This window comes from Cohnella sp. GCM10027633 (assembly GCF_042675445.1).
Classification (GTDB): Bacteria; Bacillota; Bacilli; order Paenibacillales; family Paenibacillaceae; genus Cohnella.
The window spans coordinates 19252-35070 of the sequence record NZ_JBHTGV010000008.1 but is presented as its reverse complement, the minus strand read 5'-3'; the positions used below and the strand labels follow the sequence as shown (position 1 = coordinate 35070).

5 protein-coding genes are annotated in these 15819 nt (G+C 63.0%); 1 reads left to right on the top strand and 4 read right to left on the bottom strand.

Features of this window, described 5'->3' with window-relative positions:
- Window positions 1–151: 151 nt before the first annotated feature.
- Entirely contained in the window at window positions 152–3826 is a 3675-nt protein-coding gene (locus ACFQZG_RS18030) for a glycoside hydrolase family 9 protein (RefSeq protein ID WP_378154986.1), read from the top strand.
- Between the two features lie 77 nt (window positions 3827–3903).
- Here the strand turns inward: ACFQZG_RS18030 and ACFQZG_RS18025 are convergent, their stop codons facing one another.
- The 4 genes from ACFQZG_RS18025 to ACFQZG_RS18010 are packed head-to-tail and all read right to left on the bottom strand — an operon-like array spanning window position 3904 to window position 15814.
- Window positions 3904–4509, bottom strand: coding sequence for a CDP-alcohol phosphatidyltransferase family protein (locus ACFQZG_RS18025; protein ID WP_378154984.1), 606 nt, complete (start codon window positions 4507–4509; stop codon window positions 3904–3906).
- A 42-nt stretch (window positions 4510–4551) separates the two neighbouring features.
- A complete protein-coding gene (locus ACFQZG_RS18020; RefSeq protein ID WP_378154982.1) occupies window positions 4552–5421 on the bottom strand; it encodes a phosphatidate cytidylyltransferase in 870 nt (289 codons plus the stop codon).
- A gap of 15 nt (window positions 5422–5436) precedes the next feature.
- Window positions 5437–7050, bottom strand: coding sequence for a PfaD family polyunsaturated fatty acid/polyketide biosynthesis protein (locus ACFQZG_RS18015; protein WP_378154981.1), 1614 nt, complete (start codon window positions 7048–7050; stop codon window positions 5437–5439).
- Window positions 7034–15814, bottom strand: a complete 8781-nt coding sequence (locus tag ACFQZG_RS18010) for a beta-ketoacyl synthase N-terminal-like domain-containing protein (protein ID WP_378154979.1) — start codon at window positions 15812–15814, stop codon at window positions 7034–7036. The genes ACFQZG_RS18015 and ACFQZG_RS18010 overlap by 17 nt, the downstream gene beginning before the upstream one ends.
- Window positions 15815–15819 lie beyond the last annotated feature (5 nt).

The following is a 15819-nucleotide window of genomic DNA, read 5'->3' as shown; positions in this document are numbered from 1 at the left end:
ATCGATTCTCTATAATCGACACTGTAATCCAAAATTTAGCAATGAAGGGAGGGTTGCCTCCAACGATTCGGTATTCGCGTCGTCCGCCGGAAGCCTCATCAAGGACTCGCATACTTACGAACGAACAACCACATTCATGGGAGGTTTTATGATGACAAGCGTCACCCGCATAGGGGATCGTGCCAAGAAACTGCTCTTGATCGGGCTAAGCCTGATCCTCGCGCTCCAAGCGCTTCTAATGTCTCCGGACACTTCGCATGCCGCGGTCAAGCCGCTGCCGGATCCGGCGAATCCGCTCGTGTTCGACGACTTCGCCAACAACGGCGAATTCAAGCAAACCTGGCAGAACTGGTACAATCAAGACGGAGGGACCGGAACCAACACGAAGGTGACGGTAGATTCTCTCCAAGTCGGCAAGTTCGCCCAGACGCCGGCCACGAGCGCCTCGCAGGCCAAGTTCGAGCCGTGGCATCAGACCGTCAATCTGACGGGATACCGTTATCTAACTTTCAAGATGAAGAATCCCGGGTACCCGAATGCGCGAATCCGCATTATTATCAATGACGGCTACAAGAATCATGACTTGACGGGCGGCTACGCGGCCGTGCCGACGACGTGGACCGATACGCAGATCGACTTGGACGCGCTCTCGCCGACGATCAACAAGAAGAGGATCCGGTTCGAAATCTGGCTGAAGCAGACCAGCAACACCTACGGCGAAATCTTGATCGATCATATCACGGGCACGACGGCCAATACCGGCAGCTCGCCTACGCTATCGGGCGCTTCCCTGACGTCTAACTCGGGTACGATCAACAATCAGAACACCGCATATACGTTCAAGGCCACCTATACCGACGCGGACAACAATAAACCGAACGCGATGCAGGTCGTCATCGACGACAAAGCGTACGAAATGCGCGAGGCCGACTACGGCGACGCGACGTACACGGACGGCAAGGACTACTTCTATATAACGAAGCTGCCCGTCGGCAGCCATACCTACTTCTTCCGGGCGGCAGACGGTTCTTCTCTTGCCGCGTCCACTTCCCCGCAGACCGGACCGACCGTTACGCAATCGTCCAACGTCATCGACGTCCTCGTGAGCCAAGCCGGTTACAGCTCGACCGCTTACAAGAGCGCCATCCTGACGTCGACGACCTACCTAGCCGACACCACTTACCAGGTCCTCAACGGATCGACCGCGGTCAAATCCGGGGCGATGACTTACAAAGGCCAAGTATGGGGCAAATTCTTGTACACGATCGATTTCTCGACGATTACGACGCTCGGCAACGACTTCACCGTGAAGTCGAACGGCATCTCATCGTATCCGTTCTCGATCAAGACCAACGTGTGGGACGACTACAAGGACGAGATGACGGCGTTCTACCGCCTCCAGCGTTCCGCCGTCGCGACTTCGGACGCTTACCCTCCGGGCTATAGCAGCATTCCGCCTTCGGACAAAGTGTTCCACCCGGCGGGACATCTGGACGACGCCAAGAGCTATGTCGGCACGCAGAGCTACGACTTGACGGGCGGACACTACGACGCGGGAGATTACGGCAAGTACGGAGCCAACCAATGGGTAGGCGCGGAGATCGTCCTGGCTTATCTCCGGAACGTCGACTCGCCCAGCGTCAAATTCGATAACGACGATAACGATATTCCCGACCTGATCGACGAAGCGATCTTCGCCAGCGAATATATCGTGAAATTCGCCGACCAGTTCGGCGGGGCATTCCATGACATTTCCCATCATGGCGCATTCGTTCACCCGAACAAGGAGACCGACGGCATTCCCGGCACTTCGGATGACCGGAAGGTGCGCACCGACATCCTCAGCGTCGAAGGATCGGCCAAAGGCGCGGCCACGCTCGCCGCGACGGCGCGCGCGATCCGCACGGCGATTACCGAAGGCGACGTGCCCACGGCACTCGTCACGGATCTGACCGCATCCGCCGACGAATTCGAAGCGGCTGCTATTACGATGTACGACTTCATGGTCGCCAATCTTACCGCTCCGCAGCGCGGGGACGTCAATATGTCCAGAATATTCGCGGATGTCGAGATGTACCTGCTCACGAACGATGTCGATTACAAGAACGCGGCGACGACTGCCGCTAACGCTCTCACGTTCGACGGCTTGAGCTCGACCGCCTATTGGAGCATGCGGCCGATCGCGCTCGCCGAATTCTATCCGGTGGCCGATACGGCGACGCAAGCGCATATTCAAGACTTGCTCGAGCAGCAGTTCCACTACGTCATGACGCTTATGGACGATACGCCGTACGGCGTCATGAACCAATTCAGCAACTTCGGCGTGAACGAGCCGCTCATGTCGTACATCGGGGATATGATGCGGTACTACGAGCTGTTCGGCGATCCCGATACGCTCCGCGTGATTCAGAGAGCGATGTACTGGGTCTACGGGCAGAATCCTTGGAATATCAGCTGGGTGTCGGGCATCGGCTCGGATTACGTCGATTTCCTGCATACGCGGCTAGACGAAGAGGCGAGCTCTTCCGCCAATCAAGGGGTCGTCATACCCGGCGCCATGGTAAGCGGCGCGAATATCAACGATCCGAAGGACAAATACAGCGTTAGTCCTTGGTATGAAGACAGATACATGGGCGCGGACAATATGAGCCAGTGGCGCTACAACGAATACAGCGTCAACATCCAAGCAGGCATGCTGTACACGGTCATGGGTCTCAGCGCGATTGCGAACGAAACATCGTCGCCGTCGAACCTTCCGGAGCTTCAGGTAAGCCCGCTCCTCGGCGAAGTCGTGCGCGGCAACGTCACGGTGTTCGCTAGCACCAACGCCGGCACGCCGGCGGTAAGAACCGGCGGCACCTACGTGCCGATGACCCTGGACGGCGCCGCCTACGAGCATACGTTCGACGCAAGCGCGGTCACGCCGCTATCCAACCTGATCATGCGAGTCAGAGGCAACGACGCCTCGGGCAACTATACGTTCAGCAATATGCATTATACGGTTGCCCAGCCGCTTCCGGACCCTTCCCATCCGCTGCTCTTCGACGACTTCGACAAACACGGAATATGGGGATTGGCGAACGGACAATGGGTTAACTGGTGGAACCAGAACGGCGGCAACAACGAAGGCACGTTCACCAGAGTCGAGGATACGCCGGGGAATTTCGTCGGCAAGTTCACGCAGAATCCTTCAACCGCCACTGCGCAAGCCAAATTCCAGCACTGGAACGAGTCCTACAACGTGGACGGCTATCGTTACGTCAACATGAAGGTGAAGAACCCGGGCCATCCGAATCTGCGCATGATGGCAACCTTGTCCGGCGGCGGCGGCAGCGTCAACTTGACGAACGGGTGGATCAGCATCCCGACCGCGTGGACGGATCTGCAATTCGACACGAGTGCCGCACCGGCCACCTTAGACAGGAAAAAAGCCGTCATTACCATCTGGCTGAAGCAGACGGTCAAGGGCTACGGCGAGATGTTCATCGACGATCTTCGATTCACGAACGCGGCCAGCGGCACCGCGCCGACGCTTACGTCGGGCAGCATTAACGCGACGACCGGCGGCGTTCTGTCCAACTTCTCCTTCACCGTCACGTATACGGATGCCGACAACGAAGCGCCGCATGCCGTCGAGCTCGTCGTCGACGGCGTCGTTAAGCAGATGGCCGAACTCAACGCGAGCGACACGAACTACGCGGACGGCAAGCTCTACAGGGTCATCACGAGGCTGCCGAAGGGCAACCACGAGTATTACTTCACGACGACGGATAAGACTTCCAACGCGGTCAGCACGCCGGTGGCGACCGGACCGTCCGTTAGTTAGCGGCGAGAATCGATAATCGCATCGACAGAAGCTCCCTCCGGACGAACCGGAGGGAGCTTCTTCGCGCATGGCGGGGATTAGAACCAATTCAACGCGACGACGGCGGGCAGCAGCACGTAGAGCGCCTTCGTCATCATGCCGTTCTTCCGGAACGGCACGGCGGACAACATCAGAAGTCCGCATACGGCGAAGGCCGCCGCTATCGATGCCTCCCGTCCCGGGAAGTCGCCCGCCAACATGAACGGGCTTAGGAGCAGCAACCAACTGGCAGCGATCGTCGTCGGTACGCCCGTGTAATAAGCATGCCGTCCGTCCTCCTCCAGGCCGCTGACGTTGAAGTAGGCAAGGCGCCACAGTCCGGCTGCCAAGTACAGAACGAGTGCCGCGATGCCGGGAAGAGACGTTACTCCGAGGGCATAACCGGCGAATGCCGGAAGCACGCAGAAGCTGATCGCGTCGGCCAGACTGTCGAGCTCCTGGCCGAAGGCCGATGACTGCTTGAACTTGCGGGCGACGATCCCGTCGGCGTAATCGCCAAGAATCGCGGCGCCGTATAACGTAAACGCCAGCGGATACTCCCCCCGCACGAAGAACACCATCGCCAGCAGTCCGCAGACGGATACTCCGGTCGTTATGGCGTTCGCCAGGTTCCAGTATCGGAGCGCCGGAAACCATCTTTCCATTACGATTGCCCCTCCTTTCGCGGCTTTAGCCGAATGGTTCTTTCACGGAAGCAGACCCCATAGCAGCGCGAAGAGCGGCGCGCCGAACAGAATGTTATCGAACCGGTCGAGAATGCCCCCGTGTCCGGGCAGCACGCTGCCGAAGTCCTTCAAGCCGAGCTTGCGTTTGAGCGCCGAGAACAGCAAGTCCCCCATATTGCCGAATAGCAGAATGAAGCAGACGATGAGCAGCTGTTTGCCGATCGTAACGTCCGTCAGCGCGGGTATCCACCCGTTCAGCATCAGGACGCCGGCCAGGACGCCGGCCGCGCCCCCGATATAGCCTTCGAGAGATTTGCCCGGACTGATCCGGGGGAACAGCTTCGTGCGGCCGAACTTCTTGCCGGCGAGCAGCCCGAAGGCATCGTTCATCTGCAGCAGCAGGAGGAACGTCACGATCGCGGCTACTCCGTCCTTGGACAGAATGGCTAGGCAGCCTGCCCCGAGCGCGACGACGAAGACGGCGAACGACGCGCCGAACGCCGGGCTGCGCGCTTGGCCCGCAGGCGCCAGGAACGCGTATCCGGCAAGCGCGAGTCCAACCGGCAACGCATAGATACCGATCCGCTCCGCCTCGAGGAACAACGCGGCCGAAGCCGTCGCCGCGAGGATTAGGAGCGGGATAGCCGAACGCGGCCGCATGCCGCCGACGGCCCGGTAATGCCGGGTTAACTCGAGCAATCCGGCGAGCAAGACCAAGGCGGCGTACAAGCGAAAGACCGGGTAGCCGGCCCAGAGGGCGAGGCAGGTTACATTCTGCAGCGCGATCAACGTCAACCCGCGCACGACGACTTCGCGCTTGCGTCCGATCCAAGCCGTAACGGTGAAGAAGCCGATCATGGATAGCGTTACGATATAGAAACTGAGCAGCAATTTACGCGCCTCCGATCACGGCTGGAACGGCCGCGGCCTGTAATCGAACGCTTGCGCCGGAATCGGAAGACCGTAGCTCCTCAACTGCTGCGCTCTCGTGACGACGGCCGCTCCCTCCAGCAGATTGCACGCGATCTGGACGACCGTGCGGTTGACCGGCTGTTCGAGGAAGGAGCCCGCGGCCCATGCATTGAACGAGCCCATCGCCGGTCCGCACCAGATCTGGTAATCGAGCTTGCGTTCCTGCGTTCCGTCGATCGCCCACCGGCTTGCTTTGCCGAGATACCACCGGAATATCAAAGCCATCTTGTGCTTCGGATCGCGCGCGGCGCGCTCGAGCTGCCCGGGCTCCCGCTTCTCGAAGAAACGGGCGGTGTCCGCCCAGATGGAATCGAGCGGCGCCTGGAACACTTCCTTCTCCAGCTTCAAGCGTACGCTCTCCGGTATATCCTCGATCCGGTTATAGCTTCGGTACAGGTCGAGCAGTTGGAAGCCGCGGGAGCTGAACAAGGTGCCGCGTTTCAGCACTTGCACCTTGACCCCTTGCTCGAACATGTCGGCGGCCGGCGCCATGACGACATCGGCCAGTCCCGCCGTCGCCAACATCGCGCGGCCCTCGTCCGACAATCCCGACTCCAAGGCCGATTGGTTGACGGACCCGGTCATAACGTAAGCAGCGCCGAGCGCGAACGCAGCCGCCACCGCGGCCGGCGTGCCCAGACCGCCCGAAGCCCCGATGCGAATCGGGGTCGCATACTTGTATTGCCGTTGCAGATCGTCGCGCAGGCGCATGATCGCGGGGAACAGCGCCGTCAACGGACGGTTGTCGGTATGTCCGCCGGAATCCGCCTCGACCGTAATGTCCTCGGCCAGCGGCACGTAGGCGGCAAGCCGCGCTTTCTCGGCGGTAAGCAGGCCGCGGCCGACGAGATCCGCCAGCATTTTGTCCGGAGCCGGCGACATGAACGGGCCGGCGACCTCGGGCCGCGAAATTTTCGCGAAGAGATGATTCCGGCGGCGAATCGCGCCGGATGCGTCAAGCGTAAGTCCGCTGCAAGCGTAGCGGACGATGCTCGGCGTAAGTCCCATGAACGCGGAGGCCGACACCCTCGTGACGCCGCGGCGGAGATACAGATCGACGATGTGCTCCTCCATGGCCGGCTCGTTGGGCGTATGGATCAGATTAATGCCCCAAGGCAGCCCTAACGGATCGAGCTCGGCCTGGATGACGTCGAGATTGTCCTGGACTCGCTGGAGCGGAAGGCCCGCCGCGCCGAAGAAGCCGAGCATGCCGGCCTTCGCCATCGCGATGACCATGCGCGCGGTCGCGATGCCGTTCGCCATCTCTCCCGCGATATAAGCGAAACGCACGCCGTGCGCTTGCGCGAACGCGCCGCCGCCCAGCCACTCGGGATAGAGGGCGGGAAGCATCGCGGCAAGCGGGTAATTCGCTGCCTCCGTGCCGCCGGCTGTAACGACGCTCCCTCCTACCCCGGCGCCTAAAGCTCCGTTCTCTCCGTAACGGACGACGTACGCCGGCTCGCGCACGCGAGCCGCCAGCAGCGTAAGCTCCTCTCCTGCAAAAGCCGGCCCCGTATCGCCCGGTATCCATCTAAGCGTTGTCTGCATGCGTGCTTTTCCTCCGTTTCGTCGCTTGCGCCTTCGGTCCCTCTTCGCCGTACAGCCAACCCGCGAACGCCGCGAGCCATCGTCCCGCGGGATCGTCTTGGACGCGTAGCTTCCCTGCCGACACCCCTTGCAGCACTGCCGCGCTATCGTCGCCGCGCGCCTCTAGGCGCGCCAACGACGCAAGCAGCACGGCTTGCTCGTAAGGCACGCGTGCTTGCTCCGTCAGAACCTGAATCCGTTCTGTCAATTCCGGATTGCCGCCGTTATCGGCCGGCTCGTCTTCCTTCCGCGCAGCCGTTCTCCCCGTAGCGTTCAGCGCCTCGAGGATGACCTGCTTGCGCGCCGGCAATGGCAGCGACCGCAGCTCGTCCGGGAAGATCGGACGTCCGATATGATAATTCTGCCTGCCGTATCCGACGGGAAACTCCAGCCGCGACTCGGATTCTTCCGCCGGCAAGCCGCCCGTGAACCGGACGGGCACGATCGGAATGTTGCCCTGAAGCGCCAGATCCGCCCAGATGCCGCTTACGACCGTAACCTCTTTAGCCTCGGCCTTTGCCCGCGTCCCCTCGACATGAACGAGGAGCGATTCGTTGCCGCCCTGCATGCGGAGAGCGAGTTCCTTCAACGTCTGCAGCATCGACCCTTGGTCTTCGCGGTCGACATGAACGATCGGAATCGCGAACCGCGCATTCGGATTCGCTTCCAAGTGCGCAAGCATCCGGCCGATCCAGGAATCGCGATGCTCCTTCTTGGCGATCGCCGCTACGGGACTGTGCGTCAACCCTTCCGCCAGACAAGCGAACAGCAGCGATTCCACGGCCGTCTGATGGTTCGCGAGATACAGCACCGGTCCTTGGCTCGCTTGCGCGAACCGCGCGGGGTCTTCGACGACGAACCGGCCGACGAAGCTTGCGATCAACGCCCGGTACAGGTCTTCGCCGAGCCAGCCGTCGCTGCCGAGCTTGCGCCTCCAGTAGCTCATCGCCCTCTCGATATCCCGGATAGGCGCTTGCGAGGAGACGCGGATTTCCCCGTTCTCTTCCTCAACCGCGATCTGATGGCGTTCATAAGGATGTACCGAGCTGAAGGCAGTGCTTTCGTTCTCATTTATGCGTACCGTCGCAGGATGCACGCCGGCCATATGCCCCACATGGTCTTTGATCGCCGCCAGCCGCGTTAGCTCTTTATAGCTCGCCGAGGCGTCGACGCCGTAGACGGCCGCCACGGTACCCGCGAACCAATCCGACGCGCGCGCCTCCGCCTCCGTCAGCTTCGTGACTCCGCTCTCGCGGCGGGAGAGCGCCATGCCTTCCGTATAGACGCGAGCCTGCAGGAAGGCTTGCCGGCTGCGGCCGTCGCCGCGCCCGATCGGTCCTGCGGGCATCAGAACCTCGACGAGCCGCAGCGCCGCCCATAGCCGATCGCCCTCATAGAGTCGGATCCGGAAAGCCGGGAAGCGCGCGTCGTCTTCGAAGCCGTCGAAGCGGATGTCGCAACGAACGTCTCCGGCGTTCGGCGTATCCCCGTAGAACCGGCAAGCCGTCATGCGGTACGGGTAACCGACCAGATCGTCCGCAACCTCGGACGTCCATAAGGTTAATTCGTCATGCGGGATCGCGTGCGTCGCTCCGTCGAGTACGAGCGGATGCAGGCATCCGATCGGAATCGAAGCGGCTCCGTTTCGATTGCCCTCTGCCGAGAGGATGGCGGAAGCCCCGTTCGAACCGAGCACGATCGCGCTTGCGACCTGGAAGGCGGGTCCGTGGAAAACGTGCCCGGATTCGTATGGATCGTCGGCGGGCTTTGGATCTTTAAGCGGCTCGAACGGCCGGGAATCCGCTTCGTCCACGGCCGAATATCGGCTTGCCAGCTCGAACCTGCCCGACGCGATTTCCTCGAACCGGGACAACCGGGCGTCCGGCGCGTCCCGCCATGCGGATAGCATCACGTCGTAGAAGGTACTATCGTCGCTCGCGTCCTGGTTGTCCGCGCGTCGCACCTCCGTGCGAAGCCGGCGGGGACGGTCGAGGATGAGCCATCGCTTGAACCGCACGTCCGACGCGCTTGTCAGGAATCGGTTCGGCTCGCGATTGCGCGCGGCAGCCGCCATCGTATCGAGAATGAACGTCGAAGGCATCGCCGGCGCCGTATACGTCGGGCAATGATCCCGAATCCACGGATTCTCCTCCGGGTCGAACAGCGATTGTTCGATGAACGCGTCCGGCTCTCCGTTCGTCTCGTCGTTCGTCTCTCGCGGCTCGGTGCCGGCACCATCATCGTCGACCAACCGCATTCCCATGCGAGGCACGCTATAGATTTGCAGACCGTCAACCCAGAGAGATGCTTCGGCTATCGCATAGACGCCGCGCTCGTCGCGGCCCGTCTCCAGCACGTCGAGGTCCACGACGATCGTATCCTTCTGCGGCGTCACTTGGCCTCTGTACTTCCAGACGATTTCCATGCCCGTGCCGAGCGGCTCGAAGCGCGGCTGCTTCATGCCGAGATCCATGCCCTCCTGGAGCATATGGAACTGCAGCAGCTGAATCATCGCTTCGACGCCCAAGGAGCCCGGCTGCACCGGGTCCTGGTAGAAGTGCGCCTTGAAGAACCAATCGCCGGCGTCGACTTTCTTCTCCGCTCTCGACCGGCCCAAGCCATGCTTGCCTCCTCGGGACCAATGGCCGGTCACGCGATCGAGCATGAGCAGCTTGCCGCTCGCCAGCCTTGCCCGCTTCCCTGAGGGACCTGCCGGGAAGACGGCATCGCCGTTCCGCAAGTCCGCCTCGAAGCCGGACGGCTCCAGCAAGCGTTGAAATTCGGCCTCCCCCGCGCCGAGACCGACCTGTTTGGACAAGTCCTCCAGCGTGAAGTGACCGAACACGGTCGACATGGCGAAGACCGGTGCATCGGGGGCATCCGCGAGGAAGCAGTCTACTTGGAACGATTCGATGTACGTATGGCCCATCCGCGACAGGCTCGTCAGGCTTACCCTGGTCCGCAGCGTGCCGGCGCCCGGAAGCACCTCCCGATACTGCGTCGCCTTGCCGTCCAAGTTGCGGAAGAAGGCGTCCCGCTCCGGCGATTCGGGAATGCCGAGATAGGACACCAGCCAGCCGCAAGGCTGCAGCGCGGCCTCCATCAGCACGCAGAAGGGCATCGTACGGGAACCGTTGTCGGCAAAATACCATGCGTCCGGCGGGATGTCGTATTCGGCCGTGATGACGGTGCCGGTCTTCGGCACGCCAAGCTGTCCGCCGGCTTCCGTTACGCGCGTCATGAAATGATAGGGCGGTCCCGGAAGACGGGGCACGTGCTTGCCCTCGTCGTACACGGCGTAACGGCTGCCGAACGCATGCGACGGCTTGCCGAAGGCGCAGGCGAGCAGCGAGTAATAATCGAACGTAACCCCTCCGGACGAGGCTGCCCTCGGGTCGCCGGAAGCGCCCTCCGCCAGATGCCGAAGCTCGGTGTGCAGCGGGAAATCGGGCACAAGCCGCACCGCGAGCCGGCTGCAATGGAACGCCTTGCGTCCGTCCACCGTGAGGAGAACGTCGGCGATGACCGTCGGCTCCGGCCCGTCCATGACCTCTTGGACGAACACCTCGTAGACGAGGCTGCGGGATTCGGGCGTTACTTGCCCGCGGCAGATCATCTTGTAGAGCAGCTCCGGGACCGGCTCGAAGCGCCAGCCGTCCTTGCGCAGCGTGTAACCGAGGCCCGCCAGGTAGAAGGACATCGCCTGAACGCAGCCTTCCAGCATGAGCGTGCCCGGCATCGCCGGGTCGTTCTTGAAGTGACCGGCAAAAAACCACTCGTCCCCGCTTAAAGCCGTCTCCGCGCGAAGGTAGCCGCGGCCGAGCGGTCCGCCGGCTTGCTCGAATGCCGTCACTTCGCCCAGCAGCAACATGCGGCCGCTCTGGATCGAAGGCGAGCACGTGTGCGTCCGGGCGAAGCCGAAGCCTTCGCCGAAGCAGCCGTACAGGTCGCCGGAAGCGAAGGCACGCACCTCGTCCGGCGTATATCGCGTTCTAGCGGTACGGACCAGGGGTGCGTCAAGACGCGCGTCCGGCGGGATCTCCGTCTTCGCCGGATCCCAGATGACGCCGGCCGACTCGCGCAATTCCTCTCTCGTGAAGAACCCGGCCTGTCCCTGGCGCATCGTCATCCTTCGGCGTCCTTGGCCGTCCGTGCAGTCGTAATGGAAGAAGAAAAGCCGGATATCCCCGTGCTTGGCATGCGAATCGACGCGAATGTCGTAGCTCAGCTTCTCGCCCGGCGCGGGCAGAGAGCCGTGGAACGTCAATTCGCAGCCAAGCAGCCGGTAGGCGCGTTCCCCCCGGTTCAACCGGTCGATGCCGAGCCAGGAGATGAGCAGCAAGTCCGCCTGCCCCGACTCGATCATGATGCCGAACGGCATGCGGCCCTTGTGCAGATACCAGGAGTCGTTCCGCACGTCGGTTTCGGTCGTAATGGAGCCCCGCCCCATCGAGAGAGGCTCCCCCGTAAGCGCGACGACCCGGTCCGCGAGCAACAGCGGCGGCTCCGGCATGCGCACCTGCACCGCATAGCCGTCTTGACCCGCGAAGGCGGGACCGAACACGTCGGAGATGCGCCCCGATGCCAACGTCTCGAGCTGCTCGCGAGAGAACCGGATTTGCCGCGCCGTTGCGGGCGCCGCTGCGGGCGTCGTTGCGGCAGCTGTTGCGAGAGCCGTGGCGGGTGACGGTGCGATAGCCATTGCGGGAGCCGTTGCCGCGGGCGTCGCATGCACTGCCGGCATCGGCCCAGGCGCGCTGTGAATCGGCAGCGATTTGCCGTTAGCCAGCACCTGCATGAGCTGCAGCTGCATGGCGCTCTGCAACTGGATGTACCCGCGATGCGCGGACGCCATTCTGTCGTATTCCCCGATTACTTTCAATGACTTAACCTCTTCCCGTCTATTCGATTGGCCGGCATCCTGCTTTCTAAGCTGCAGTTTCGGCAGGACAACCAGCGGCAGGTGCGCCGGGAACGTCATGGCTGAGGGTTTGCCGTTCCGGTCAGAGCCCGCGCCTAATTCAGCCAACCGCGACCGCAAACGGTCGAGGTTAACGTCGATGCCGGACGCGAATAGCCGGGCTGCGGCCGTCGCTGCCTGCTCGAGCGGATCGACGCCGGGCTGGTCCAGTCCGATGCACAGATGCTGGCGACTTGCCAGTATTCGACCGATCCAGTCCGAGCATAGGCTGCGGGGACCGTGCTCGACGAATACGCGTACGCCGTCCTCCCAAGCCTTAAGGATCGTTTTTGGAAAATCGATCATTCCGGTCGCCATGTCCAGAAGCGCGTCGGCAGACTTGTCGGCGTCCGGCTCGTAGTGCGTGGCCGACGCGCCGGAATAGAAGCGCACGCCGGGCACCGGCCGCGTCGGACGTCGATGAATGTCCCGCCACAGCGGGGCGATCGCCGCCAACTCCGGGCAATGCACGACCATATCGTAGCCGAGCGGATAAGCGGGCGCCGGCCTCAGCTTCTGCAGAACTCGCCGACAGGCGGCGGGTTCGCCGCCGATGATGCAATCTCCCGGCGCGTTGTGCATCGTAAGCCGGACGCGCTCTTCCGTGGCGATCGCTTCGCGGATGGCGTCCGGCGAAGCTTGGACCCGCCAGTTCTCCCACCTCGGCTGCGTTTCCCCCCATGCTTCCCGCAAGACGCGGTAGTCTCCGGCAAGCTCGCGGCTATAGATGCCGAACCGCTGCAAGTCGCGGAATAGTCCGTCTAGATTGTCCCAAGCGCCCATCGCGGCCAGCGCGTTCGTCTCGCCCGAGGACAGTCCGATCGCGGCCTGCGGTTTCAGCCCGAGCCACTCCCGCGTGAACGCCGCGTGAATCTGCGTCAAATAGGAAGCCCCGCCGAGCATCGCGAGCGGGTCGGGAGCCCGTTCCGCCTGTTCCGCGTATACCCAGCCGGCAGCCTCGGCCGCCGTACCGAATCGTTCGCGGATCGCGATGCCCAATTCGGGTATCGCCGAGAGCAGTCCACTCCCCATGCCCGCGTAAGCGGATGCCGCGCCCGAGAATACGAAAGCAAGCTCGCCGCCGGCAGGCGCGTCGGCGTAATGGATACCCGGCCCTTCGCGGAAGGGTCCGGATCCGGGAGCAGCGATAAGCCGCTCCAGCTCTATCGACGCCGCTCTTCTCGCCGCCGACAGCTCCTCGTCTCCGCGCGCGACGATCACCAAGCGAACGGCGCCTTGCGTCGATTCCGTTCCGTCGCGAAGCGATTGCAGCAGCGTACGGCGATCGCCGGCTGCATAAGTATGCAGGGTTGGCGCAAGGTAACCGCTCGGCACGAACGGAGCGACGCCGTCTCCTTCCTCGAGGAAGACGGAGCCTGAAGCGCCGCCGAGCGCGCGGACGTCTACCCGAGCGGTACGGGCCTCTTCTCCTCGCAGCCAAGGGCGCGGACCGCGCTTGCTTCCGTACGGAAGCAAGCCATAGTGCAGGGCAAGCGCGCCCGCCGCCACGTGCAGCAGCCCGGAAGCCGCATGCGAATGGCCGAAGCGCGAAGCAAGACGCACCGCATCCTCGTCGTCCGAACCAAGCAAGAGACCGGGTTCGGCGTCACCGGCGTTAGAAGCAGGCAGCACGGCATAGACCGAGTTGCCGTCGCGGCGAGCGTCGTCGAGCCGCTTGACCGCCAGCACGACCGAAGCATCGCCCGGCCGCCGTTGGCCGATATCCAGCTTAGCTTCCGCCGCGGCTCGATGCACGCTCTCGCAGCTGAGATCGACCGCCCCGATCAGGGCGGCATCCAGTTCGCCGCACCTTAAGGCGCGGGAAGCCAGCTCGAGCGCGGTAATGCCGGATAGTTCTTCGCTGGACACGGTAAAGCCCGGACCGGATATTCGAAGATGCTTGTTAAGCCGATTGGCCGGCACGTTCGGCAGCAGGCCGACGACCGTAGAAGATTCCAACGGTCCATAGAAGGCATTCTGCAGCGAGGAGACGGAATCTCCCGATGCTTGCGGCTCGAACAGCCCCGCATGCTTGCCGGCCCATTCCCCGATTCGAACCCGCGCGATATGGCGGGCGATCTCGGCATCGCACTGCATGCCGACGTATATGCCGACGCGATCGCCCGTCAGTCCGCCTGCTTCCGCCGCGGCGTCTGCCGCCGTCCGAAGCAGCATCACCTGCTGCGGCAGCGCCTGCTTCAGGTCGACGGGCGGCACCGTAATGTCCTGCATGGCCAACGAGATATCGCCGGAGCGGAAAGCATCCGTTCCTTGTTTCCCGCGATCGCTCTCTTCCGTCCCGAATAGGTCCGCGGCCCATTCCCGGGTTGACCGGCTGCCGCCGGCGCTGACGCCGATGCCGACGATGGCCAGATCCGCATTCCTGCCGCTTGCCGATTCGGCTTCATAGCCGTGCTTCGTTGTCGCTTCGCGGCTTCCGGATTCATAGCGTTCGACGATCAAGTGCGCATTGTTGCCTCCGAAGCCGAAGCTGCTCAGCGCCGCTCGCCGCGGAGCTTCCGTCCGCCAAGCCTCTCCCGGCCGCGGCAATCGGAAGGGCGTATCCTCCAGCAGCTTAACCGGTCCTTCGACAGGCAAGTGCAGAGTGGCGGGATAGACGCCCTCCTCCATCGCGCGAAGCAGCTTCATCAAACCCGCCATGCCCGCCGCCGTCACCGGGTGTCCGATATTTCCTTTGATCGATCCGATCGGAATGCCGCTCCGCCCGGCGAACACGTCGCTCATGCTCTGAATTTCCACCGCGTCGCCGAGCGGCGTGCCGGTCGCATGGCATTCGATCAGCGATACGTCCCGCGGATCAAGGCCCGACATCTCGTACGCCTGCCGCATCGCGCGAACTTGCCCCTCCCGGGCGGGAGCTAGCAAGCCGCCGTGCCCCCCGTCATTCGACAGACCGATGCCCCGAATGACGCCAAGAATACGGTCCCCCGCTCGCTCGGCATCGGCCAATCGCTTCAGCGCGACGAAGCCGCTGCCCTCGGACGGTACGAGGCCGTCCGCCTCCGGATGGAAAGGTCGGCTCCGTCCGCTCCTGCTGATCGCCTTAAGCGCGCGAAAGCCCGTATGAAGGAATAGCGCGTCCGTCCCGTTCACGGCGCCGGCAAGCATCAGGTCCGCGCTGCGGTCATGCAGGCGATCGCAAGCGAGCTTGATCGCATAGAGCGACGAAGCGCAGGCGGCATCCAAGCAGAACGCGCCGGCTCCGAGACCGAACGCCTCCGCGAGGAAATGCGCCGGATACCCCGACATGAACCGGTTGACCGCATCCGGCGGCTCTCCGACCTCGCGCGCGAGAAATTCCCTCGCGGCATCGCCTTCCTGCGCTTGCAGCCATACATGCTCCGCATAACGCGACATCGATTCCGTCGGCAGCGACAGATTGCCGATTACCGCGCCGGTCCGCTTATGTTTACGGGGGCCGGCCGACGGATCGGGCAGCGCTTGCGCCGCCGCATGCAGCATCCAGTGGACCATTCGGTCCATCGCGCCGATCCGCTCCGCGTCGACCTGCAAACCAAGCCGATCCCATTCCGCCCGGAAGCCTCTGACGTAGCCGCCGCGGATCGACCACTCTGTCCCGTCCGGGCCGCGGCTGGATGCCGCGCGGGACAGACGCCATTGTCCGTCTTCGGGCTCCGTCAGCGTCTCCCGCCGTTCGTCGACGATACGCCATAATTCATCCGGGTTCGCCGCGCCGGGAAACACGCATCCCTGCCCGACGATCGCGATCGGCTCGAATCTCATGCCCC